Annotated in this window: 21 protein-coding genes; 16 read left to right on the top strand and 5 right to left on the bottom strand. The window is 66.6% G+C overall.

Annotated elements, in window-relative coordinates; translation table 11 throughout:
• Positions 1-33 precede the first annotated feature (33 nt).
• Entirely contained in the window at positions 34-1,095 is a 1,062-nt protein-coding gene (locus K1T73_RS00310; RefSeq protein WP_220602028.1) for an A/G-specific adenine glycosylase, read from the bottom strand.
• A gap of 80 nt (positions 1,096-1,175) precedes the next feature.
• On the opposite strand from K1T73_RS00310, the gene K1T73_RS00305 reads away from it, so the two are divergent.
• Genes K1T73_RS00305 through K1T73_RS00290 form a run of 4 tightly spaced genes read left to right on the top strand, consistent with a single transcriptional unit; the run spans position 1,176 to position 4,235 of the window.
• Positions 1,176-1,679, top strand: coding sequence for a DUF721 domain-containing protein (locus K1T73_RS00305; protein ID WP_220602027.1), 504 nt, complete (start codon positions 1,176-1,178; stop codon positions 1,677-1,679).
• Between the two features lie 16 nt (positions 1,680-1,695).
• Complete coding sequence (locus tag K1T73_RS00300) at positions 1,696-2,361, top strand: DsbA family protein (RefSeq protein ID WP_220602026.1); 666 nt, start codon at positions 1,696-1,698, stop codon at positions 2,359-2,361.
• On the top strand, positions 2,358-3,467 hold the full coding sequence (locus K1T73_RS00295) for a CaiB/BaiF CoA-transferase family protein (RefSeq protein WP_220602025.1): 1,110 nt from the start codon (positions 2,358-2,360) through the stop codon (positions 3,465-3,467). The genes K1T73_RS00300 and K1T73_RS00295 overlap by 4 nt, the downstream gene beginning before the upstream one ends.
• 3 nt (positions 3,468-3,470) lie before the next feature.
• Entirely contained in the window at positions 3,471-4,235 is a 765-nt protein-coding gene (locus K1T73_RS00290; protein ID WP_220602024.1) for an SDR family NAD(P)-dependent oxidoreductase, read from the top strand.
• 13 nt (positions 4,236-4,248) lie between these two features.
• Here K1T73_RS00290 and K1T73_RS00285 read toward each other — a convergent pair whose 3' ends face one another.
• Positions 4,249-4,818: a TetR/AcrR family transcriptional regulator gene (locus K1T73_RS00285; protein ID WP_220602023.1), complete on the bottom strand. Its 570-nt coding sequence runs from the start codon at positions 4,816-4,818 to the stop codon at positions 4,249-4,251.
• A 103-nt stretch (positions 4,819-4,921) separates the two neighbouring features.
• Positions 4,922-6,175 carry an aminotransferase class V-fold PLP-dependent enzyme gene (locus tag K1T73_RS00280; protein WP_220602022.1) on the bottom strand — a complete coding sequence of 418 codons (1,254 nt, stop codon included), beginning with the start codon at positions 6,173-6,175 and terminating at the stop codon, positions 4,922-4,924.
• 218 nt (positions 6,176-6,393) lie between these two features.
• On the opposite strand from K1T73_RS00280, the gene K1T73_RS17770 reads away from it, so the two are divergent.
• From K1T73_RS17770 to K1T73_RS00225, 12 genes are all read left to right on the top strand, one after another.
• The gene (locus K1T73_RS17770; protein WP_259400370.1) at positions 6,394-7,008 is read left to right on the top strand and encodes an exopolysaccharide biosynthesis protein; all 615 of its coding nucleotides are present in this window, start codon (positions 6,394-6,396) and stop codon (positions 7,006-7,008) included.
• On the top strand, positions 7,005-7,979 hold the full coding sequence (locus tag K1T73_RS00275) for a cytochrome c oxidase subunit II (RefSeq protein WP_259400368.1): 975 nt from the start codon (positions 7,005-7,007) through the stop codon (positions 7,977-7,979). The genes K1T73_RS17770 and K1T73_RS00275 overlap by 4 nt, the downstream gene beginning before the upstream one ends.
• Positions 7,976-10,582, top strand: coding sequence for a cytochrome c oxidase subunit I (gene ctaD, locus K1T73_RS00270; protein WP_220602020.1), 2,607 nt, complete (start codon positions 7,976-7,978; stop codon positions 10,580-10,582). Before K1T73_RS00275 ends, ctaD begins: the two co-directional genes overlap by 4 nt.
• Positions 10,579-10,956 carry a hypothetical protein gene (locus K1T73_RS00265; RefSeq protein ID WP_220602019.1) on the top strand — a complete coding sequence of 126 codons (378 nt, stop codon included), beginning with the start codon at positions 10,579-10,581 and terminating at the stop codon, positions 10,954-10,956. Before ctaD ends, K1T73_RS00265 begins: the two co-directional genes overlap by 4 nt.
• Entirely contained in the window at positions 10,953-11,531 is a 579-nt protein-coding gene (locus K1T73_RS00260; RefSeq protein ID WP_220602018.1) for a cytochrome c oxidase assembly protein, read from the top strand. Before K1T73_RS00265 ends, K1T73_RS00260 begins: the two co-directional genes overlap by 4 nt.
• On the top strand, positions 11,518-12,591 hold the full coding sequence (locus tag K1T73_RS00255; protein WP_220602017.1) for a c-type cytochrome: 1,074 nt from the start codon (positions 11,518-11,520) through the stop codon (positions 12,589-12,591). The genes K1T73_RS00260 and K1T73_RS00255 overlap by 14 nt, the downstream gene beginning before the upstream one ends.
• Before the next feature lie 81 nt (positions 12,592-12,672).
• Entirely contained in the window at positions 12,673-14,925 is a 2,253-nt protein-coding gene (locus K1T73_RS00250) for an acyl-CoA dehydrogenase (RefSeq protein WP_220602016.1), read from the top strand.
• Positions 14,922-16,205, top strand: coding sequence for an acetyl-CoA C-acetyltransferase (locus tag K1T73_RS00245; protein ID WP_220602015.1), 1,284 nt, complete (start codon positions 14,922-14,924; stop codon positions 16,203-16,205). The genes K1T73_RS00250 and K1T73_RS00245 overlap by 4 nt, the downstream gene beginning before the upstream one ends.
• Positions 16,205-18,274, top strand: coding sequence for a 3-hydroxyacyl-CoA dehydrogenase NAD-binding domain-containing protein (locus tag K1T73_RS00240; protein WP_220602014.1), 2,070 nt, complete (start codon positions 16,205-16,207; stop codon positions 18,272-18,274). The genes K1T73_RS00245 and K1T73_RS00240 overlap by 1 nt, the downstream gene beginning before the upstream one ends.
• The gene (locus tag K1T73_RS00235) at positions 18,271-20,106 is read left to right on the top strand and encodes an acetyl-CoA hydrolase/transferase C-terminal domain-containing protein (RefSeq protein WP_259400367.1); all 1,836 of its coding nucleotides are present in this window, start codon (positions 18,271-18,273) and stop codon (positions 20,104-20,106) included. Before K1T73_RS00240 ends, K1T73_RS00235 begins: the two co-directional genes overlap by 4 nt.
• Positions 20,107-20,166: 60 nt before the next feature.
• On the top strand, positions 20,167-20,532 hold the full coding sequence (locus K1T73_RS00230) for a hypothetical protein (protein ID WP_220602013.1): 366 nt from the start codon (positions 20,167-20,169) through the stop codon (positions 20,530-20,532).
• Between the two features lie 71 nt (positions 20,533-20,603).
• On the top strand, positions 20,604-21,101 hold the full coding sequence (locus K1T73_RS00225; RefSeq protein ID WP_220602012.1) for a copper chaperone PCu(A)C: 498 nt from the start codon (positions 20,604-20,606) through the stop codon (positions 21,099-21,101).
• A gap of 45 nt (positions 21,102-21,146) precedes the next feature.
• Here the strand turns inward: K1T73_RS00225 and lpxK are convergent, their stop codons facing one another.
• Positions 21,147-22,139 carry a tetraacyldisaccharide 4'-kinase gene (gene lpxK / locus K1T73_RS00220; RefSeq protein ID WP_220602011.1) on the bottom strand — a complete coding sequence of 331 codons (993 nt, stop codon included), beginning with the start codon at positions 22,137-22,139 and terminating at the stop codon, positions 21,147-21,149.
• Positions 22,139-23,362: a 3-deoxy-D-manno-octulosonic acid transferase gene (locus K1T73_RS00215; protein ID WP_220602010.1), complete on the bottom strand. Its 1,224-nt coding sequence runs from the start codon at positions 23,360-23,362 to the stop codon at positions 22,139-22,141. The genes lpxK and K1T73_RS00215 overlap by 1 nt, the downstream gene beginning before the upstream one ends.
• Positions 23,363-23,368 lie beyond the last annotated feature (6 nt).

Genomic DNA, 23,368 nt, shown 5'->3' with positions numbered 1-23,368 from the left:
GGCCGGACCTGCGAGAGAGACGTCGTGCGAAGTTTATACCATTTCGCGAAGCGCGCCACGGGCCAGATCGAACACCTTGCGCATGATGGTGGGTAATTTCGAGGGACGGAAGCCCGGAAGCAGGTGAAACTCGCCGATTTCGGGCGCGGCGGTCATGTCGACCTGCGCCACCATGACGCGGAGGCGCAGATGGAAATGGGTGAAGGTGTGCCGCGCTTCCTCGGGGAGTTCGACCCAGTTGGCGGCGAGCGGTGGCGCGGGAGAGGGCGCCTCGGACCAGTCGGAGCCGGGCCAGCCCAGCATTCCGCCCAGAAGCCCCCGGTCCGGCCGCGTCTCGAGCAGGAGGGCGCCGTCGCTGCGTTGCGCGACATAGGCGATGCCGAAGCGGATGGGCTTGGCCTTTTTCGGGGATTTGCGGGGCAGGTCGGCGGCGGTGCCGGCCGCGCGGGCGGCGCAGGCGCGCATCCAGGGACAGATGCCGCAGGCCGGCGCACGCGGCGTGCAGATCGTGGCGCCGAGATCCATGACCGCCTGTGCATAATCGCCGGGACGGTGATCGGGCGTCAGCGCGGCGGCGCGGGCGGTCAGCTCGGGCTTGGCCGAGGGAAGAGGCGTGTGGATGTCGTGAAGCCGGGCCATGACGCGCTCGACATTGCCGTCCACGACCGTTTCGGGCGCATCGAACGCGATGGCGGCGATGGCCGCGGAGGTATAGGGGCCGATACCGGGCAACGCCTGAAGTCCCTCGCGCGTGGTGGGGAAGCGGCCCGCGTGGTCGACGGCCACGGTGCGGGCGCATTTGAGCAGGTTGCGCGCGCGGGCGTAGTATCCGAGCCCCGCCCATTCGCCCATCACCTCGGCGTCCTCGGCGCGGGCGAGATCGCCCACGGTGGGCCAGCGCGCGGTGAAGCGGTCGAAATAGGCGCGCACCGCCGCGACGGTCGTCTGCTGCAACATGATCTCGGAGAGCCAGACGCGATAGGGGTCTGGCCGCACTCCCGCGGCGCGCGCGGCGGGCGGCACGCGCCAGGGCAGGTCGCGCGCGTGGGTGTCATACCAGTCGAGCAGATGCCGGGGATCGGCGGTTTCACACATGTTTTATCCCATTCCGCGCCATTCGGGCTGGCACCCGGCGCCGCTTCTCATAGTATATGGGCGAAAGAAGGGGCCAGTCCATGAACGGGCAGAGATCGTCACGCGGATTCAAGCGGACCTCGCAGCTTTTGCAGGAGCGCATCAGGCGCGCCTCGGAAAGCCGGGGGTTCGCGCAGTCGCGCCTGCTCACGCGCTGGGCCGAGATCGCGGGCGCGGAGGTGGCGGGAATCGCGCGGCCGGTCGAGGTGTCCTATGGCCGGGGCGGCCTGGGTGCGACGCTCACGCTGCTGACGACCGGGGCGCAGGCGCCGATGCTCGAGATGCAGAAGGAGACGCTGCGGGAGAAGGTGAACGCGGTCTATGGCTACAACGCCATTTCGCGCATCCGCATCACGCAGACCGCGCCCACGGGCTTTGCCGAGGGGCAGGTCGCCTTCGACCCCAAGCCGAAAGCCGGGCCGCCCGTTCCCGCCCCGGAAGCACGGAGCCGGGCCACGACGCTTGTTGGCGACGTCGCGGATGACGATCTCAAGCGTGCGCTCGACGCCCTGGGCGCCAATATCCTGACAAGACGAGAACACTGACCGGAAAGGAATTTCCATGAACAGACTACTCATCGCCGGAGCTGCGGCCATTGCCCTGATCGCGGGTGCCGTATGGTGGATGACGCAGAGCCGCGTGCCCGAGGGCGACCCCACGGCGCAGACCGAGGAGGCGGCGTGGGAGGATATCGACACGTCGGGTATCGTCGAGATGACGATGGGGCCGGAAGACGCCGAGGTCACGGTGACGGAATATGCCTCGTTCACCTGCCCGCATTGCGCGGATTTCCACGAGACCCAGTTCAAGAAGCTGAAGTCGGAATATATCGACGAGGGCAAGATACGCTTCGTCTATCGCGACGTGTATTTCGATCAGCTGGGCCTCTGGGCGTCGATGGTGGCGCGGTGCGGCGGAGAAGAGAAGTTCTTCGGCATCGCGGACATGATCTATGACCAGCAGCGGGATTGGATCGGAGAGGGCGACCCGGTGCAGGCGGGTGATGCGCTGCGCAAGATCGGCCGGGCCGCGGGGCTCGATGCCGAGACGGTGAATGCCTGTCTCGAGAACGAGGAGCAGGCGCGGACGCTCGTTGCATGGTTCCGCCAGCACGCGGAAGCGGACGACATCGATTCGACGCCCACGATCCTCATCAACGGCGAGAAATACGGCAACATGAGCTATTCGGACCTGAGCCGCCTGATCGACGAGAAGCTTGCGGAATGAGCGCGCCTCTCGACGGTTTGAAGGTTGTCGAACTGGCCCGTATCCTGGCCGGTCCCTGGGCCGGTCAGACCCTGGCCGATCTCGGCGCCGAGGTGATCAAGGTGGAGGCCCCGGCCGGTGACGACACGCGCAAGTGGGGACCCCCCTTCATCGAGCGCGAGGGCGACCGGACGGCTGCCTATTTCCATTCCTGCAATCGCGGAAAGACGAGCGTCGCCATCGACTTTCGCACCGAGGAAGGTCAGGCCGAACTCCGCGCCCTGATCCGCGAGGCGGACGTGGTCATCGAGAACTTCAAGGTGGGTGGTCTCGCCAAATACGGGCTCGACTATGACAGCGTGAAGGAGATCAACCCGCGCCTCGTCTATTGCTCGATCACCGGGTTCGGACAGGACGGGCCTTATGCGCATCGCGCGGGCTATGACTATATCATCCAGGGCATGTCGGGGCTCATGTCGATCACCGGCGATCCCGATGGCCAGCCCCAGAAAGTGGGCGTGGCCGTGACGGATGTGTTCACCGGCGTCTACGCGACCACCGCGATCCTCGCCGCGCTGCACCAGCGGGAGCGCACGGGCAAGGGCCAGCAGATCGACATGTCGCTTCTGGACGTGGCCGTGGCCGTGACGGCGAACCAGGCGCTGAACTATCTCTCGACGGGCCGGGCGCCGCAGAGACTGGGCAATTTCCATCCCAATCTCAGCCCCTACCAGGTCTTTGCCTGCGAGGATGGCCACATCATCATCGCCGTGGGTAACGATGCCCAATACCGGCGCCTTTGCGGGCTCTTGGGGGTCGACGCGCTTGCCGATGCGCCCGAGTTCGCGACCAATGCCGACCGCGTGGAGAACCGCGAGCGGCTCAACGTGCTTCTGGAGGAGCGCACGCGGCAATTCTCGAAGGAGGCGCTTCTGGCCGCCTGTGAGGCCGAGGGCGTGCCCGCGGGGCCGATCAACGAGATGGACGAGGTATTCGCCGATCCGCAGGTCGTGGCGCGGGGGATGCAGATCGCGCCCGAGGGTGTGCCGGGCGTGCGCGCGCCTATCACCTTTTCGGATGCGGAACTGAAGCTCGATCGGGCGTCCCCGAAACTGGGCAAGGGGTAGGAGATGGACCGCCAGCAGATCGCTTTCGATTTCTCGGACCGCGTGGCCGTCGTGACCGGGGCGGGCGGAGGCATGGGCCTTGCGCTTGCCACGATCATTCTCGAGGCGGGGGGGAGCGTGATCGCGATCGACCTGAAGCCCAGTCCCGACGCGCTGACGGCGCATGATGCGCGGCTGGCCTTCTTCGAGGGCGACTTGCGCGACGAGAACTTCGTGCGCGCCGCCATCGACGAGGGGGCGGCGCGGTTCGGGCGGCTCGATTATCTCGCGAACGTGGCGGGGGTGCTCTGGTTCGATCGGGATGTGAGCCTGCTCGACATCGACATGGGTGTCTGGGACGAGGTTTTCGGGATCACGCTGAAATCCATGGTCCACACCGCGCGCGCGGCGGTGCCGCATATGCGCAAGACCGGCGGCGGCGCGATGGTGCATTTCTCGACCGTGCAATGCCTGCGGGGCGATCCCAAGCCACAGGATGCCTATTCGACCGCCAAGGCCGGGGTGGCGGCGCTGTCGCGGTCACTGGCCATGCAGCTCGCGCGGGACGGGATCCGGTCGAATACCGTCTATCCCGGCTCGGTCGCGACACCCATGCAGGCGCGGTGGGACAGCGACGAGAAGCTTGCCGAGGCGGGCAGCTTCGCCCCGCTCGGCCGGGTGGCACGTCCCGACGAGGTGGCCCGCGCGGCGGCCTTCCTCCTTTCGGACGGGGCCTCCTATATCACCGGGGCGGACCTGGTGGTCGATGGCGGGCTCTTGCTGAAATGACGCGGCGCCAGCCTCAGACGGAGGCGACGAGGTAGTCCGCGACTTCGTCCAGCGTGTCGATGGGCACGCCCGCGCGGATCATGACGCGCAGGCCCAGGTAGCCCGACGCGATGGTCAGCGCGGTGAAATGGCGCGCGGCGGCATCGGAATCGTAGGGCGGACTTGCGGCCAGCACGTCCTCGAACAACGAAACCGTGCCCGCGATACCCTCGCGCGCGGTTTCGGCGGTCGCTTCGTCCTCGTGTGCGCGGTCGATGGCGGAATTGCACAGGAAGCAGCCCGATCTGTCACCGGCACGGGGCGCTTCGAGAACGCGGTCGAAGAAATGTCGAAACCGCGATGACGCATCGCCCGGCCCTTCGAGCGCGCCCGCGAGGTCGGCCACGTCGCGGTTGATGTAGAGGTCCATCGCGCGCTCGTACATCGCGTCCTTGTTGCCGAATTCGCGGTAGAGCGACTGTTTGCGCAGGCCGGTGGCGTCCTCGAGATCGTGCATCGAGGTGCCATGATAGCCATTCATCCAGAACGCCTTCTGGATATCGTTCAACGCCTTCGACGGATCGAATTCACGGGGTCGCGCCATGTCTGGGCCTCCTCTTCGTCTATATGTTACCATATAGTCCGCAACGGGCCTCGGACCAAATGGTCCGTAATAGATTCCTCCCGCGGAGTGATGCGTCCCCCTGTCAGTCGAGCATCTCGCGCAGGGCGGTGAGAAGCGCCGCGACCTCGGCCTCGGTGTTGTAATGGCAAAGCGAGATGCGCACGGCATCCGAAAGCCCCAGCGGATCGAGGATGTTGCCCGAATAGTGGTCGGCCTTGCGCGTGTGGGTGCGGATGCCCTGCTCGCCCAGCCGGCGCACGATATCGGCCGAGGCGTGACCCTCGACCGAGATGCAGACCAGTCCTTCGCGCGCGGGATTGTCGGCGCCGCCGAGGATCGTGACGCCGGGCAGGTCGGCGAGCCCCGGGAGGTTCCCGGTGCCGTGGATCATGGCGCGGGTGAGATGCGTCTCGTAGTCGTGGATCGCCGCGCCTGCCGCCTCGATCCGGGCGCGGCGGTCGGTGGCGTCGGAGACCTCGCCGCCCAGCCAGTCGAGGTAGGCGACCACGTCGGACATGGTGGCGTAGCTGCCGGTGTCGCGTGTCCCGAACTCCCAGCCGGTTTCGGGGGCACCGGCCAGCATGTCGTGGGGGAGCGCGGTCATCCGGTCCGAGATCCAGGCGACCCCGAAGCCATGGCGCGAGAACATCTTGTAGGGCGAGATCGCGTAGCCGTCGATGCCGTAGGCGTCGATGTCGATCCGGCCATGCGCCGCGTGCTGGATGCCGTCGACGATGATGAAGGCCTCGGGCGCTACCTCGCGGATGGCTGCGGCGATGCCGGCCACGTCCATGCCGATGCCGGTCACGGGCGAGGCGTGCAGGATCGTCGCCACCGCCACGTCCGGTGTCATATGCGCGCGGTAGTGATCGGGCGTGACCTGTCCCGTGGGGTCATCATGGCCCACGTCGATATATGGCAGCCCCGCGATCCCGGCCCAGCGGCGCGCGGCCGAGCGGCTGGCGGGATGTTCGATGGACGAGCCGATGACCCGTCCGCCCGACGGTGCGTTCACACAGGCCGTGCGGATCAGGCGAAAGAGTAGCTCGGTGCCGCTTTCGCCCACGAAGAACTGACCCGATGAGGCGTTCATCAGCGTGGCCATGTCAGCCTTGGCGCGGGTGATGATATCGACGAGCGCATGGCTTGCCGCGTTGTCGCGCCCCTGGTTGTCGGGGATCGCGGCGAAGCGGGCGGAGGTTTCCACCACCGAGTTGAGCGTGAGCGCGCCGCCCGCGTTCTCGAAGAAGATGCGCGGGCCCTGGAAGGGACAGGCATCGACATGCGCGAAACGGTCACGAATGGCGGAGACGAGATCGGGGCGGGTGCGAATCATGGCATGGTCTTTCGTCGGGATCGTTGGACCGATCTCTGGCACAGATCGAGAGGAAGTGGCAGGGCCGGAGAGCCGCTCGACGTTCCGCGACCGGCGGAACCCAGGGCGACCTGCGCGGTTGATCTTCGACCGTGAACCGGTGTCCGGAGGGTATAGCGTATGTCGAAACCAGTGATGCGGGCCTCTTCGGACGTGCGATGCCGGACGGGAGCGTTGCAATGAGCGCGGGTGCCACGAAGAAGCAGGGACAGCACGCCGCGGATGATGGTCCGCTTCTGGAAATCATGGACGAGCTCGAATCGCTGACGTCGCAGGACGAGGTGTCGTTCGGGGACGTGCTCGACCGGCTTGGCGATCATGGGCTGCTTCCGCTCGTGCTGATTCCCGCGTTGATCTGTGCGACGCCCTTGTCGGGAATACCGGGCGTGTCCATGATCTGCGGCGTGATGATCGCGATCCTGTCCTTCGAGCTTCTGTTCCGGTTCCGGCGCGCCTGGCTGCCGGGGTTCGTGACGAGGCGTTCGATCAAGGGGCGCAAGCTCCGCGATGGGCTCGAGACGGCGGAGCCCTATGTGCGCTGGATCGAGCGGCGCACGAAGGACCGGATGACCTTCCTGTTCCACCGGCCGATGATCTGGGTGCCGCAGGGGCTTTGCGTCGTGACCGGCGCGGCCATGCCGTTCCTCGAATTCATTCCCTTCTCGTCCTCGCTATGCGCGATCGCGGTCTGCTTCCTCGTGATGGCCATGCTGACGGAGGACGGCGTCTTCTTCCTCATCGCCCTGTTACCATACGGGGCCGTATTCTACCTGATCTACAGGGTGGTGACTTGAGACGAGCGGCGGCGGCGTTGACGATCCTGCCGCTTGGCGGCTGCGAGGGGGTCCAGTCGGTCCTCGACCCGGCGGGGCGCGATGCGCAGGTGCTTTCCGACCTGTTCTGGGTGATGCTGATCGGCGCCGTGATTCTCTGGGTGGCGCTCAACGGGCTGATCTTTTTCGTCACCAGGATCGCACCGCAGCCGCTGAGCCGGAAGGGCGCGGAGGCGCTCATCATCGGGGGCGGCATCGTGTTCCCGACGGTCGTGCTTGCGGGTCTCCTGATCTATGCGCTGTCGGAGATGCCGAAGCAGCGGGCGGAGGGCGAAGGGCTGACGCTGCGGGTGACGGGGCATCAATACTGGTGGCGGGTGGAATACTGGCCCGACGGAGCCGAAGCGCCGGTTGTGTCGGCGAACGAGGTGCGCCTTCCGACCGGGCAGCGGAGCGAGATCAAGCTGAATGCCGAGCGGGTGATCCATTCATTCTGGATCCCGACGCTGGGCGGCAAGACGGACATGATCCCGGGGCGCGAGACGCGGATGTCGCTCGAACCCGAGAAACCCGGTGTCTATCGCGGCCAGTGCACCGAGTTCTGCGGCGAGAGCCATGCCTACATGGCATTCGGGGCCGTCGTCATGACGCCCGAGGCCTTCGATGACTGGCTGGCACGGGAGGCGCGCGATGCGATGACGCCCGAGACCGAGACGGAACGCCGGGGCCGCGAGGTCTTCCTGGCGGAGGGGTGCGGCGGATGTCACCGGGTCCGGGGAACGGCGGCGAGCGGAAATGTCGGGCCGGACCTCACCCACCTTGCGGGGCGCACCACGCTCGCGGCGGGTATTCTGCCGATGAGCCACGCGGCGCTGCGTGACTGGATCGCCGATCCCGCGGCGTTCAAGCCCGGCGTCGAGATGCCCGCTTATGATCACCTTGCCGAGCGCGACCTGGACGCCCTCGCCACCTACCTGATGAGCCTGGAATGACCGAGACGACGATACCGGACCATCGCGACACCCCAGCCGGGGAGGGGCAGGCCGCCGAGCCCTCGGGGACCTATCCGCCCACCGAGGAGATGCTCGATGCGCCGGTCGATCCGGCGGAGCGGGAGGCGCGGGAGGGGCGGCTCAGGAAGGCGTGGGAAGTACCGAAGGGCTGGCGCTACTGGTCCGAGGTGAACAATACGGATGTCGGTATCTGGTACTCGTTCGCGGCGCTGGGATTCATGCTTTGCGCGGGTGTCCTGGCGCTGTTGATACGGGTGCAGCTCGCCGTGCCCGAAAACGATTTCCTGAGTGCCGACCGCTTCAACCAGTTCTTCACGATGCACGGCTCGGCGATGATGTTCCTCTTCGCCGTGCCGATGTTCGAGGCGATCTCGATCCTGGTCCTGCCGGCCGTGCTCGGAGCGCGTGACTTGCCGTTTCCCCGTCTCTCGGCCTTCGGCTTCTGGTCGTTCCTGATCGGCGGGTCGTTCGTGTTGGGTTCGATCCTGTTCGATGCCTCGCCCAAGTCGGGGTGGTTCATGTATCCCCCCCTCGCCACCGAGCAGGAGGGGGTGGGGCCGGATATCTGGCTTCTGGGTCTTTCCTTCATCGAAATCGCGTCGATCGCCGCGGCGGTCGAACTGATCGTGGGCGTCGTCAAGACGCGGCCACCCGGCATGCGGATCAACATCATGCCGCTTTACGGATGGTACGTGCTGGTCGTGGGGGTGATGATCCTCTTCGCTTTCCCGCCGCTCATCGCCGGTGATTTCCTGTTCGAACTCCAGCGCTCGCTCGACTGGCCCTTCTTCGATCCGGACCGGGGCGGAGACCCGATCCTGTGGCAGCACCTTTTCTGGATCTTCGGACACCCGGAGGTCTATATCGTCTTCCTGCCCGCGATCGCCGTTGCCGCCATGGTGGTGCCCACGGCCGCGCAGAGACCGATCGTCGGGTATTCGTGGATCGTGCTGTCGGCGGTGGGCGTGGGGTTCCTGAGTTTCGGCCTCTGGGTGCATCATATGTTCACGACCGGCCTGCCCTCGCTCTCGCTGGGCTTCTTCTCGGCGGCGAGCGAGGCGGTGGTGATCCCGACCGGCGTGCAGATATTCGCCTTCGTCGCGACGCTCATGGTCGGGCGGGTCAAGATGATCCTGCCGATGCTCTGGATCGCGGGCGCCCTTGCGATCTTCACCATCGGCGGCTTGACGGGCGTCATGGTCGCGCTCGCGCCGTTCGACTGGCAGGTGCACGACACCTATTTCATCGTGGCACACCTGCATTACACGCTCTTCGGCGGGCTGGTCTTTCCGATCATCGGCGGGGTCTATTACTTCTACCCGTTCTTCGCCAAGCGGATGATGTCGGACCGTCTGGGGAAAATCGCGTTCTGGCTGACCTTTTCCGGCTTCAACATCTGTTTCCTGCCCATGCACCTCACGGGGCTTCTGGGGATGCCGCGCCGTGTCGCCACCTATTCGAGCGAGATGGAGTGGGGCTGGCTCAACATGATTTCCTCCGTGGGCAGCTTCATCATTGCCGCCGGCATCCTCGTCTTCGTGTGGGACCTGATCCGGCCCAAGCGGCATGAGCCGCTGAGCGAGCGCAACCCCTGGGACGCCGGAACGCTTGAATGGTCGCATGACATTCCCGAAGAGAACTGGGGCGTGCGGAGCGTGCCCTACGTCACCTCCCGCTATCCGCTGTGGGAGGATCACAAGTTCATGGAGCGGCTAGACGGCGGGCGGTTCTACATGCCCGATGCGCCGGGGCTGAAGCGCGAGACCATGGTGACCTCGGCGGTGGATGCCTTGCCACAGGCGGTGGTGCCGATCACCGGTCCGGCGTGGTGCACGCTCTGGGCGGCCGCGTTCACCGGGGGGGCGTTCATCCTCCCGGTCTTCAAGTTCTACATGCTGGCCGCGATGTCGGGGGCCGTTGCCGTGGGGTTCATCATCTACTGGCTCTGGACCGCGACGGCGCAGGTTCCCAAGGCGCCGGATCGCGACGTGGGGCTGGGCCTGCGCCTGCCGGTCTATGTCTCGGGCTGGCGCGCGCCGGGATGGTGGGCGATGTTCATCACCATGCTGGGCGACGCGACGGCCTTTGCCAGCATCGTGTTCGGCGTGTTCTTCTTCTGGACGGCGCGGCCCGATTTTCCGCCCGAGGGCACGTCCCATGCCGACGCGGTGTGGGTGACGGTGTCGGCGGTCGGGTTCGTGCTGGCCTGGGGCGCGACGGTGGCGGCACGCGGGTTGAACCGGCGCGAACGGCGGGGCGCCGCGCGCGCCTTGCTGGTCGCTGCGGTGGTGGCGACGCTGGGGGCGGCGGGGGCGATGGGCCTCGCGCTGTGGCTGCCGGGGCTGGAGCCCGCGAGCCATGCCTATCCGGCGATGATGTATGCGCTGGGTGTGTGGGTCGGCGCGCATTCGGCCGTGGCGGTCATCATGCTTCTCTACTGCCTTGCGGGCAGCTTGGCGGGCAAGCTCACGCCGCGATACGACGCGGACCTGTGCAACGTGACCCTTTTCTGGCATTTCCTGTGCCTCACCGGCCTTGTCACCGCGCTGATGATGGGTGTCTTCCCGAGGCTCGTGTCATGAGACAGGACGAGAAACCGCCATATCGTCATCGCAGCCTGTGGCACATGATCCTTGCCCCGACGGTCTGGGCGTTTCATTTCGTGCTGTGCTACGCGGTGATGTCCCTGGCCTGCGTGAAGATGGGTGCACCGGACCTTGCGCGGCTGGGCGTCGGTGCGCTGACCATTCTCGCGCTGGCGCTGATCGGGTTTCTCGGATGGCGGGCCTGGCGGCAGTGGGATTACCGGCCCGGAGAGAATTACGTGCATGATCGCGCTACGAAGCCGCATCGCAAGGAGTTCCTGGGCCATGCCGGGCTCCTGCTGGCGATGGTCTCGGCAATCGGCGTGATCTTCGGCGCGCTGCCCGCTCTCATCATCGAGAGCTGCATATGAGGAGGTTCGCGGCATATGGCGCGGCGATGACCTTCGCGGCCCTCTACCTTCCGCCGTGGGAGGCGTGGCTGGGCGAGTTCGCCGGGCACATGCTGCGGCACATGGGTCTTGTCGCCGTCGCCGCGCCGCTCGTGGTGCTGGCTGCGCCGGGGCTTGCGCGGCGGGTCGGACTCCCGGTCATGCTGGGCGTGCTGATCGAGTTCGTCATCGTCTGGTTCTGGCACCTGCCGGGGCTGCACGGGCCGGCGCGGCTTTCGCTCTGGGTCGCGGTGGTCGAGCAGGCGAGCTTTTTCGCGGCCGGATGGGCCGTCTGGGCCAGTGCGCTCACCGCGCGCGAGCCGCTCCTCGGCGCCGGCGGGCTGTTCGTGACGTCGATGCACATGACGCTTCTGGGGGCCTTGCTGATCCTAGCGCCGAACGATCTCTATGCCGAGATCTGCGGGCGGGCGCCGAACCTGACCGGGCAGCAACTGGGCGGCATGCTGATGCTGGGAATCGGTACGCCGATCTACCTCTTCGGGGCGCTGGCACTGGCGCGGTCGAGTTTGCGGGAGGATGCGAATGAAACTGCGTGACCTGGATCGTCGGACCGCGGGCGTGGTCCTTCTGACGCTGGCGGGGTTTGGCGCGCTGGCGGGCGCGGCGGTCGTGGCCTTCGGCCTCTACAACGTGTCGGCGCGCAAGGACCACCTTCCGGGCGTCGGCTGGGCGCTTCACACGACATTCGAGAATGCGGTGGCGCTGCGGGCGCTGGCCGAGACGGAGGTGCCCGAGGACCTCGACACGCCGGGGATGGTGGCGCTGGGGGCGGGACATTACGAGAGTGCGTGCAAGGCGTGCCATGGCGCGCCGGGGGTCGAGCGCAGCGCGACGGTGAAGCGGATGCTACCGGTGCCGCCGCGCCTCGACCGGGTAGGCGGCGACTGGAGCGACGCCGAGTTGCACTGGATCGTGCACAACGGCGTGAAGATGAGCGGGATGCCCGCGTGGCCCGCCGAGCGCGCGGACGATGTCTGGCCCGTGGTGGCCTTCCTGAGGGCGATGGATGGCATGAGCGGGACCGACTACGAGACGCTGACGGGTGGCGAGGCTGCCGGATCCTGCGCCATGTGCCACGGTGAGAACGGCCGAAGCACCAACCCGCATGTCCCCCGCCTCGACATCCTCTCGGAGGGCTACATCGCGCAGAGTCTCGCGGGTTACAGAACGGGCGCGCGTGACAGTGGCATCATGGCGCAGGCGATGTCGGGGGTGCCGGAGGATGCGATCGCGCGGATCGCGCGGAGGTTCGCGGAGGTCGAGCCCAAGGGGGACGCCGCGCCGATGGATGACCTGGCGCGGGACGGGAAGACGCTGGCCTATGCCGAGGGCGCATCCGAGAGCGTGCCGTCCTGTCGCGCCTGTCACGGCCCCTGGCCGGAGCCGCTCAACCCCGCTTTCCCGTCGCTTGCCGGGCAGGGTGCGCCCTATCTTGCCGCGCAACTGAAGCTCTGGCGCGAGGGCGCACGGGGCGGGGGGCCGGCGGCGGAGCTGATGTTCAAGTCGGCCCGCGATCTCGATGATGCGGAGATCGAGGCGCTGGCCGCCTACTATGCGGCGTTGGAACCTGCGTCGCTTGACGAGGTTGAAGACTGAGACGCTGACCTGTGGCAAGCTGTTCCCGGTGGAACCGCGCGCACTGTCTCGCGGTTGTCCGTCAAAAGGGGGAACGCATCAATGGAACATTCCTTTCGTGCCAAGTGGATTACCCGACCCATCCACAAATGGGCGCAATCCGTGCTTCCGAAACTGTCTGATACCGAGGCCGAGGCACTGAATGCCGGCGAGGTCTGGTGGGAGGCCGAGCTTTTCTCGGGCAACCCCGACTGGTCTAAGCTCCACGATGTCGAGAAACCCGTTCTGACGGACGAGGAGCAGGCGTTTCTCGACGGACCGTGCGAAGAGCTCTGCGGGATGATCGACGACTGGACGATCAACCAGGAGGCGGCCGATCTGCCCGTCGAGGTCTGGAATTTCATGCGCGAAAAGAAGTTCTTCGGCATGATCATCGAGAAGAAATACGGCGGCCTGGGCTTCTCGGCCTTCGCGCATTCCGAGGTCGTGCGCTATATCGCGACGCGCTCGGTGGCGGCGGCGGTGACCGTGATGGTGCCGAACTCGCTCGGCCCCGGCGAGCTTCTTCACATGTTCGGAACCGACGAACAGAAGGACTACTGGCTGCCGCGGCTGGCCGACGGGCGCGAGCTTCCGGCGTTCGGCCTGACCAGCGATCAGGCGGGGTCGGATGCCTCGGCGATGGTCGACGAGGGCATCATCGAGATGGGCGAGTGGGACGGCGAGCAGGTGCTCGGCATCCGGCTCAACTGGGCGAAGCGGTATATCACCCTTGCGCCGGTCTGCTCGGTCCTGGGGCTTGCGTTCAAGCTGCGGGATCCCGACGGGCACTTGGGCGAGGAAGAGGATATCGGTATCACCTGCGCGCTGGTGCCCACCGACCTTCCGGGCGTCGAAACCGGGCGGCGCCATATTCCGTCCTCGACCATGTTCATGAACGGGCCGACGACCGGCGAGGACGTGTTCGTGCCGCTCGATCATATCATCGGCGGGCCGGACTATGCCGGGCGCGGTTGGATGATGCTGATGAGCGCGCTGGCGGCCGGGCGCGGCATCTCGCTTCCGTCGATGGGTGCGGCGGCGGTCGCGCTCTCGGCGCACACGACCGGGGCCTACGCGCGCATCCGCGAGCAGTTCGGATTGCCGATCGGCAAGTTCGGCGGGGTTCAGACCCGGATGGGCCGGCTTGCCGCCGATGCCTATGTCATCGAATCGGCGCGGCGCCTGACCTGTGCGGGCCTGGACGAGGGGCGCGCGCTCTCGGTGATCTCGGCGATCATGAAGGCCCATGCGACCTTCCGGATGCGCGAGGCGATCAACGATGCAATGGATGTCCACTCGGGCAAGGCGGTGATCGACGGGCCGTCGAACTATCTTCTGCCGCTCTATCGCGCGGTGCCCATCGGGATCACGGTGGAGGGCGCGAATATCGTGACCCGGTCGCTCATCATCTTCGGGCAGGGGTCGATCCGGGCGCATCCCTACCTGCTGAACGAGATGCTGGCCTTGCAGGAAGAGGACAAGGACAAGAGCCTCGCCGAGTTCGACACGTATTTCTGGAAGCACGTGGGTCATGCGTTCAAGACGGTGGGCCGCAGCATCCTGCGGTCGTGGTCGGGATCATATCTCGCACCGGCGCCCGACGATGCGGGGGCGGCGACGCCGATCTACCGCGAGTTGTCGCGCTGGGCGGCGTCCTATGCGCTTGTCGCCGACCTCGCCTTCCTGACCATGGGTGGTGCGCTCAAGCGCAAGGAGATGATTTCGACCCGGATGGGCGACATCTTGTCGGAGATGTACCTGCTCTCGGCCGCGCTCAAGCGGTGGCGCGACGACGGCAAGCCCGAGGAAGACGTCCCGCTGCTGCGTTTCGCCTCGATCCGCGCGTTCGGCGCGATCCGCGTGGCGATGGACGAGGTGCTGGCCAATTTCCCCTCACGGGCGGCGGCATGGCTGGCGCGGGTCCTGACCGTTCCCGGCGGATCGGCGCGCGGCCCGAGCGACAAGCTCACCGAAGAGTGCGCGGAGTTGATCTATGCGCCCTCGGGCACGCGCGAGCGGATCACCGGCCGCATCCATCCCGGCTGCGCGCGTGGCGGTATCGCGATCCTGAACGAGGCCTTCGAGCGGGTGAACGCGCTGGCGCCAACCATGAAGACCCTGCGGGAGGCGAAGCATACACCCGACAGCGGACTCGCCGCCGGTATCATCTCGCAGGACGATCGCGATAGGATCGCTGAGATGGAAGAGGTCGTGGCCAAGGTGATCGCCGTGGACGACTTCACGCCCGAGGAGCTTGCGCACTACTTCGAAGGGCTCAACAAGGATCGGATCGAGAAGGTGGCTGCGGAATGACACGACCTGTCTATATCGTCGACGGGGCGCGAACCCCGTTTCTCAAGGCCGAAGGAAAACCCGGACCGTTCACCCCGGTCGATCTTGCGGTGCAATGCGGCCGTCCGCTCTTGGCGCGTCAGGGGTTCGATCGCAAGGCGCTGGACCTCGTCATCCTGGGCTGTGTCAACGTGATCGCCGACGAGATGAACCCCGCGCGTGTCGCGGCGCTCAGGCTGGGCCTTGGCGAGGAGATGGTGGCGTTCACGATGCAGATCAACTGCGGATCCGGAATGCAATCCATCGACACGGCCTATCGCTATATCCGCGACGGAAGCCACGACATGATCCTCGCGGGTGGGGCCGAGGCGCTGAGCCATGCGCCGCTCGTGCTGCGGCAAAGCGCGGTGGAGTGGTTCGGCCAGATGGCGCAGGCGAAGGGGCCGCTTGATCAGGCGAAAGCGATGACGGGTATCCGCCCGGAATTCTTCAAGCCGGTCATCGGGCTCCAGCGCGGTCTCACCGATCCGATAACGGAGCTGAACATGGGCCAGACCGCCGAGGTTCTGGCGCATCGGTTCGACATCGACCGCAAGACGGCGGATGCCTACGCGATGGAGAGCCATCATCGCCTTGCGCGAGCGCAGGAGGAAGGCTGGCTCGAAGACGAGGTGATGCCGGCCTTCGACCGCGACGGCAACGCCTATGATCACGACAACGGCGTGCGTCCCGACAGCGACATGGCGGGTCTCGCCAAGCCCAAGCCCGCCTTCGAGAGGCCATATGGCAAGGTGACGGCGGGCAATTCCAGCCAGATCACCGACGGCGCGTCCTGGGTGATCGTGGCCTCGGAGGAGGCGGTCGAGAAACACGGGCTCACGCCGCTTGCGCGGATCGTGGACAGTGAGTGGGCCGCGCTCGACCCGTCCGTCATGGGGCTCGGGCCGGTGTTGAGCGCAACGCCCCTCATGCAGCGGCATGATCTGACCATGGAGAGCGTGGACCTCTGGGAGTTGAACGAGGCCTTCGCGGCGCAGGTGCTGGCCTGTCTCGCCGCGTGGCAGGACGAGGGGTTCTGTCGCGAGGTGCTGGGCCTCGATGGAGCGGCGGGCGCGATCGACCGCGACCGGCTCAACGTCGACGGTGGTGCCATCTCGCTGGGCCACCCGGTCGGGACGAGCGGCAACCGCATCGTCCTGCACCTTGTCAACGCGATGAAACGGCTGGGTCACAAGACCGGGATCGCCACCGAGTGTATCGGCGGCGGCTTGGGCGGTGCGATGCTGATGGAGGCGGTGTGATGACGGGACCGGTGCTTGAATATCTGGGTGAGACGAAACTGGAGCTCGGGCCTGCCGAGGAGTCCAAGGCCAAGCCGTGGCGGCGGGGTGAGGCGGACGGGATCGTCTGGCTTGCGCTCGACTGCAAGGGAAGCGGGACCAACACGATCTCGCGGGAGGTGATCGAGGGTCTCGAGACCGAGATCACGCGGCTTGAGGAAAATACCCCGAAGGGCGTCGTGATCCGGTCGGCCAAGCCCGGCGGGTTTGCCGCGGGCGCCGATATCCGCGGGTTCGAGGACATGGGCGACGAGGGGGCCGCCGACCTGCTGCGGCAGGGGCACGAGGTGCTGGACCGGCTCGAGGGGCTTGAATGTCCGACCATCGCCGTCGTGCATGGCGCCGCGTTGGGCGGCGGATTCGAGATCGCGCTGGCCTGCGACCACCGGATCGCGGTTGACGGGGCGAAGTTCGGCTTTCCGGAGGTCAATCTCGGGCTGCATCCGGGGCTTGGCGGGACATTCCGCCTCACGAGCCTCATCGATCCGCTCGAGGCGATGACCCTCATGCTGACCGGCAAGACCGCGCATACCGGCAAGGCGAAAAAGCTCGGGATCGCGGATGTCGTGACCGAGGAGCGGCATGTGCGCGCCGCGGTAGAGGCCATCGTCGCGGGCGAGGTCGAGCGGGATGGTCCCGGCCTCAAGGCGCGGGCGATGGGATTTGACCAGGCGCGGAGCTATGCCGCGCGCAGGATGCGGTCGGAAACCGCCAAGAAGGCCCCGAAGGAGCATTACCCGGCGCCCTACGCGCTTATCGACCTGTGGGAAGAGCATGGCGACGACCGCGAGGAGATGCAGAAGGCCGAGATCGAAAGCTTCGCGCGGCTTCTCGACACCGATACGTCCAAGAACCTGCGCCGGGTGTTCTTCCTCCGGCAGGGGCTGAAGGACGCCGCCAAGGGCGATGACGGGATCGCGCATGTGCATGTGATCGGCGCAGGTTCGATGGGGGCCGAGATCGCCGCCTGGGCCGCGATCAGGGGCAAGCGCGTGACGCTCGGCGACGTGAAGCTCGACCCGCTGGGCAAGGCGATGAAGCTGGCCGTCGAGCTGTGCAAGGAGAAGCACCTGAGCGGGATCGAGACGCGCGACGCGCTTGATCGGCTGATGCCCGATCCGAAGGGCTATGGCCTGTCGCAGGCGGACCTGGTGATCGAGGCGGTGCCGGAAGACCCGGAGCTCAAGGCCAAGATCCATGCCGATGCCGAGAAGAAGATGAAAACCGGCGCGATCCTTGCCACCAATACCTCGAGCCTCCCGCTCGACGAATTGACGGAGGGCGTGAAACGGCCCAAGAAATTCGCAGGCCTGCATTTCTTCAACCCCGTGTCCAAGATGCAGCTTGTCGAGGTCGTGGCGCATGATGGCACCGAGAAGAAGGTCATCGACAGGCTGGCGGCGTTCTGCGGCGCCATCGACCGGCTTCCGGCGCGTGTGCGGGATTATCCGGGCTTCCTCGTCAACCGGGCGTTGACGCCCTACCTCATGGAGGCGATGGTCCTCATGGATGAGGGAGTGGACAAGGAAGTGATCGACAAGGCCGCGATGGATTTCGGGATGCCGATGGGGCCGATCGCGCTTGCCGATCAGGTGGGGCTCGACATCTGTCTTCACGTGGCCGAGAGCCTGCGCGAGACGCTCGAGAAGCCGATGCCCGAGATCAGCGATAGATTGCGCAAGAAGGTGGAAGCGGGCGAGACCGGCAAGAAGGCCGGCGAGGGATTCTATGACTGGTCCGACGGCACGCCGCATCCCGACCCCGAGGAGGATGGCCCGGATGACCTGACCGACCGGCTGATCCTTCCGATGGTCGATGCCTGCGTCGAATGTTTGCGCCGCGACGTCGCCCGCAACCCCGAGGAGGTTGACGGCGCAATGATCTTCGCAACCGGCTTTGCCCCGTTCCGGGGCGGCCCCATCCACTATGCCCGGTCGCGCGGCACCGAGGAGGTGCGCAAGCGGCTCGAGGACCTGGCGGATCGGCATGGCGACCGGTTCAAGCCCGACGAGGGGTGGAGCGAGATTTGACGCCCGAGCGCCTGAGCGATGCGGACGCCGCCGCGCGCGCCATCTTCGAGCGGACCGGGGGCGAGGTGCGCCTTGCGCTGCCCCTCGGACTGGGCAAGCCCGTCACGCTGGTCAATGCGCTTGTCAGGTACGCCTGCGAGCATCCCGAGACGCGGCTCACGATTTTCACCGCGCTGACGCTCGAGGTGCCGGCAACCAAATCCGACGTGGAAAAGCGGTTTCTCGAACCTGCGAGCGACAGGCTTTTCGGTGCGTATCCGCAGATCCTCTATGCCGACCTGATGCGCAGGGGGCGGTTGCCCGCCAACATCGAGGTCACGGAGTTTTTCCTTCTGGCGGGGCGGTGGCTGGGGGTCGAGACGATGCAGCAGAGCTATGTCTCGGCCAATTATACCCATGCGCGTGACGTTCTGATCGAGAGCGATCCGAACGTGCTTGTCCAGCTCGTGCCCGAAAGGGAAGGGCGGTTCAGCCTGTCGTGCAACACCGACATCTCCACCGACCTCTTCGACATGCGGCGCGCGGGCAAGATCGATTTCATGGCGGTGGCCGAGATCGGGCCGGAGTTGCCGTTCCTCGATGGCGCGGGCGCGATCCTCGACGCGGGGGAGTTCGCGATGGTGCTCGAGCCGGAAGAGCCGTTCGAGCTTTTCTCGGCGGTCAAGCGCCCGGTGGACGATGCGGCGCAGGCGATCGGTCTGCATGTCTCGCGTCTCGTCGCGGATGGCGGCACGTTGCAGATCGGCATCGGCGCGATCGGGGACGCGGTGGCCCATGCCCTGCGCCTGCGACACCGCGGCGAGGCGCAAGCCATCCAGGCCGAGTGCCCGTTTCCGGTCTCCGAGGACCCCGGTGGCAGTTTCAAGACGGGTCTTTATGCGGTGACCGAGATGTTCGTGGGCGGGCTTCTGACGCTCTACGAGGAGGGGGTGCTGCGCCGCGAGGTGGACGGCAAGGTCGTGCATGCGGGTTTTTTCGTGGACACGCGCGATTTTTATCGCCGCCTGCGGGAGATGCCGGAGGCGAAACGCGAGAAAATCGCGATGATGCCGGTGAGTTTCACTAATCAGCTTTACGGGGACGAGGCCGCCAAGCGCGCGGCGCGGGTCAAGGCGCGGTTCGTTAACGGCGCGATGAAGGTCTCGCTTCTGGGAGACGTCATGTCCGACACGGTGGCGAACGGGCAAGTTGTGAGCGGGGTGGGCGGACAGTTCAACTTCGTCGAGCAGGCCTTCGCGCTCGATGACGCATTGTCGGTCATCACCCTGCCGGCGACGCGGCGGTCGGGCGGCAAGCTCGAGAGCAATGTCTGCTGGACGCTCGACAGTGTGACGGTGCCGCGGCACATGCGGGACGCGGTGGTGACGGAGTACGGCATCGCCCGGCTGCGCGGGCTGTCAGATGCCGAGGTGATCGCCCGGATGATCGAGATCGCCGACAGCCGGTTCCAGGACGAGCTGCTGCGGAAGGCGAAGGCGGCGGGGAAGTTGCCGGAGAGCTACACGATCCCTCAGACGGCGCGGCAAAACCTGCCCGACACCGTGCGGCAATGGCTCGTTCCGCATCGCGATCGGCTTCCCGCTTTCCCGTTCGGCACCGATTTCGACGAGATCGAGCAGGTGCTCTTGCCTGCACTCGAGCGCCTGGGCGATCTCGCGCCTTCGCTGCGGGGCAAGCTGCTGCTCTTGGCGGCATCGGTCACGCAGCCCGCACACCCGCAAGAGGATGCGGCGATGGCGCGGATGGGGTACGGGACGGGGGGTGGTCTGACCGCGCGGGCGTTGCGCGGAGCGCTCAGACTCGTGGCGGCGGAAGCGCGCGGTCGTGATTGAGTTTGTCGCGCATCAAGGTGTTGGATGCCGGGGCGGCTTAGGATACGCCGGAAGATGCGAATGACCCGTGTGATACCGATCATGTTCAGGCCCCTTGTCCTTCTGACTGTCGTTCTTGGCTTTGCCCTCACGGGCTTTGCGCATCGCGTGGGGGCTTCCGATACCGATCCGGGGCTGGCAGCCTATCTCGATGCGGGCGGCTCGCTGGCCGAGATCTGCGGAGATGTCGGCAGCGACGATCACGCCAAGTCGCAGATTTGCGAGGCCTGCCGCCTCGTGGGAGCCGCGATCCTGCCCGTGCCTGCGGATGCGCTTGCGCGCCTTGACGGGAAAGCCCTGAAGCAGCCGAATCGCTGGCAAGGCACGCGCCTTGTCACGCCGTGGCGCGATCCCGCGAGACAGGCGCGCGGGCCGCCGCGCGTCTGAACACGCCGTCATTTCAAACTTATCGAAACGGCCCGCCGATGCGCGGTGCCGAACACGACTGGAGACCAAACATGAAACGCACTTTCCTTGCGGCGCTGGCCGCTGCTGCCCTCGTCGCACAGCCCGGCATCGCCCATGACTTCAAGGCGGGCGACCTGACCATAGATCATCCCATGGCCTACGCGACCGCCCCGGCCGCCAAGGCGGGCGCCGGATACCTCGTCATCAGCAACGAAGGCGACGCCGCCGACCGCTTGCTGGAGGTTCGGGCCGACTTCCCGAACGTGTCGATCCACAAGAGCGAGGAGGTCGACGGCGTGATGAAGATGATGCCGATCGAGGGGCTCGAGGTTCCGGCGGGCGGCTCTGTCACGCTGGAGCCCGGCGGCTTCCATGTCATGTTCATGGGGCTGACCGAGCCGCTGGAAGCCGGCTCGGAGATCCCGGCGACGCTCGTTTTCGAGAAGGCGGGCGAGGTCGAGGTGATCTTCGACGTCGAAGAGCGCGGCGAAGAGGGCATGGATCACTCGGGCCATGGCGCGCAGTCGGACGGCGATGCATCCGACTGAGCCGGCAAGCATGATCGGGGCGTCCGGTACGGGCGCCCCGGCCTGTCAAAGACCCAGCCGGGTCAACGCCTCGTCCAGTGGGCCGATATCGTCGATCTCGAGCCGGACGGGAAGCGTGAGCACCTTCTGCTGAAACTCCGGTGGAAGGCGCACCGCATCCTTCTCGGTGGTGACGAGCTGTGCGCCGAGGAGCGCCGCTTCGTTTTCGAGCCGGGCCATCAGCGCCGGGGTAAGCGGTTGATGATCGGCCAGCGCTTCGGACCGGACCAGATCGGCGCCGAGCTGGCGCAAGGTCGCGAAGAACTTCTCGGGATGGCCTATCCCGGCGAAGGCAAGCGCGCGAAGGCCCTCCCAGTCCATCCCGGTGCGCAAGGGAGCGAGTCGCCCGGTGAGATGCGGCAGGTCGAGGAAGGTCTGCCAGCGCTCGGCGAAACGCAGTTGCGCGGCGGGCCCGCCGATCGACAGCAGGAGATCGGCCCGGGCCAGCCCCGTCTCGACCGGTTCGCGCAAGGGGCCTGCGGGGATGCATCGCCCGTTGCCGAACCCGATATGCGCATCGACCACGACGATCGACAGATCCTTTGCCAAGGCGGGATTCTGAAACCCGTCATCCATCACGATGACCTGGGCCCCGGCGCGTTCCGCGGCGATGGCGCCCTTGGCGCGATCCGAGGCCACCCAGGTGGGCGCGAAGGCCGCGAGAAGAAGCGGCTCGTCGCCGGTTTCGGCGGCGCGGTGCCGGCGCGGATCGACCTGCACGGGGCCTTTCAGCGTGCCCTTGTGGCCCCGGCTCACCACATGCACGGCGATCCCCTTGCCTTGCAGCTGCGATACCAGCGCGATGACCGTCGGCGTCTTGCCCGTTCCGCCGGCGTTGAGGTTGCCGACGCAGATCACCGGCACCGAGGCCACGTGACGCGCAGGGCGCGCGAGACGCCGCGCCGTCGCCCGCGCATAGACATGGCCGAGCGGCGCCAGAAGCCGCGCCGCGAGCGCGGGCCGTTCGGGAGGGGTGTTCCAGAACGCGGGCGCGCGCATCAGGTCGCCTCGAGCACGTCGAGCGTGTCCTGCACGAGATCGAGAATGCGATCCGTCACTTCGGCACCAACCGAGGCGACCTCCCAGGCGGCGTGGGCCATGGCGGCCGATTGATCCGGGGCGATCAATCGCTCGAGCGCCGCCGCGAGCGTTTCAGTATCGCGCACGATGCGGGCCGCGCCGGCCCCGGCAAAGCGCTTGTAGGCTGCGAGGTAGCGGCTCACGTTGGGTCCGTAGAGAACCGCCGAGCCATGCGCCGCGGGTTCGTTCGGATCGCGGCCGCCGTGACCCGGCACCAGGGAACTGCACATGAGCGAGATCGTGGCAAGCCGATACCACAGCCCCAGATCGCCATGCGTGTCACCGAGCAGCACCTGTGTGCCGGTGTCGGGCTCTTTTCCCTCGGACCAGCGAACATGGCTCAACCCCTCGGCCTCGAGCCGCTCCGCGAAGGCATCGCCATCCTCGACAGCATCGGGAACAAGGATCAGCATGAGCCGATGAAAGATGCGGCTCGTCTGACGATGGGCGGCAAGGATCACATCGAGCTCATCGAGCTGCGCCATCGCGGCGAGCCAAACGGGCCGGCTTGCGAGCACATCGGAAAGCGCCTGTCTTTCGCCTTCGTCACAGGGCAGAGGGCGGGTGCCTTCCTGGAATACGCCCGTCACCGCCACCTCGGCCGGCGAGATGCCGAGACGGTGAAGCGCACGCTCGGTCGCCGCGTTCCGGGCCAGGATCATCGAGAAGGATTTCAGCACGGACCGCGAGACATCCGGCAGCAACCGCCAGCCCGGTCGCGAAACTACCGCCTCGTCGACATCGACAAGAAAAAGCGGAATCTCGCGGTGGTCGGCGCAGGTCAGCAACGCGGGTTGCAAGCTGCCGCCGGTCCAGAGACAGAGATCGGGATGCCAGTGATCGAGAAACGCCTCTGCCTCGGCTACCGTGTCGTCCCGCGCGGTCTCGCGCCGGAGCCACGGCGCCGAGAGGCCGAGACCTTCGAGCTTGGGCGGCGTGGTAAGCAGCAATGTCAGATCCGGTCTGAGCTGGATCAGGCGGTCGGCCATCTGCACCAGGGCGTGCGCGTGATCCACGGTGCTGGCGTGTCCCCAGACAAGCTCACCATCGGGGCGCGGCGCGCGCTCGACCGGAGCCTCGCGGGACCGTTGCCCCTTGCGGGCCATCGCCATGTAGGCGGAAAGGCTGATCGAGCGGGCCATGATGAG

Origin of the sequence: Roseovarius sp. SCSIO 43702 (genome assembly GCF_019599045.1) — a bacterium.
In the GTDB taxonomy this organism is placed as follows: Bacteria; Pseudomonadota; Alphaproteobacteria; order Rhodobacterales; family Rhodobacteraceae; genus Roseovarius.
The sequence above is the reverse complement of the archived record's forward strand: the minus strand, read 5'-3'. Positions and strand labels throughout refer to the sequence as shown.